Genomic DNA, 712 nt, shown 5'->3' with positions numbered 1-712 from the left:
GCCCGGCCCGCACGGTCAGCCCGGTGACCGCCTCGTCGAGCCGACCGGTGTCGATCAGGTGGCGGAACAGGCCCAGCGGGGCGAGAAGTTCGCCGGTGTGCGGGTCGGCGGCGGCACGCACCGCGGCGGCCAGTTCGCGCCCCGCGTCGGACCCCGTCTCGGGGTCGGCGACGCGTTCGAGCAGCATCGGCCCACACGCGAGCGCACCCGGCGGCAGGTCGATCCGCGCGAGCCGCTCGGTGACCTCCACCTCCAGGCTCCAGCGCTGTTCGAGTTCGCGGTACAGCGCGGTGATCGCGCCCTCGGTGCCGGCCGCGCGCTCGCGCAACTCCCGGTACACCCGCCGAATCTGCTCGTCCCGCGCGGCCCGGATCTGTTCGGGCCACACCTCGCGCGCGGTGCGCGATTCGAGGTCGGCCCAAAAGTCGGGGCTGTACAGGACCGCCGCCCACGTTCCGCAGACCAGATGCCACATCGCCGCGGTCCGGCCCGGCTCGTCCGCGAGCCCCGCGCGCAGCGCCGACAGTGCGATGCACTGGAGATTGCGCACGTCGGTCGGCACGGCCCGTTCCAGCTCGAAGCGGATCGCCAGGGCCTCGTCGTGCCGGCCCTCCCGGGAGAGCGCCAGCGCCTGCCAACCGCGCAGCAGAGGCCCGGCTCGGCGCACCGCGGGCAGCTCGGGTTCCAGGCGCGCGGCGCGGTCCACGTCGGC

At 75.3% G+C, this 712-nt stretch carries 1 protein-coding gene; it reads right to left on the bottom strand.

Annotation, left to right across the window (positions count from 1 at the left end; genetic code table 11):
- Positions 1–712: hypothetical protein (locus GT354_RS02775; RefSeq protein WP_161354547.1), on the bottom strand; the 712-nt coding region annotated here is incomplete at both ends.

Source organism: Streptomyces sp. SID3343 (assembly GCF_009865215.1).
Lineage (GTDB): Bacteria > Actinomycetota > Actinomycetes > Streptomycetales > Streptomycetaceae > Embleya.
This window is presented reverse-complemented; position numbering and strand designations above follow the sequence as displayed.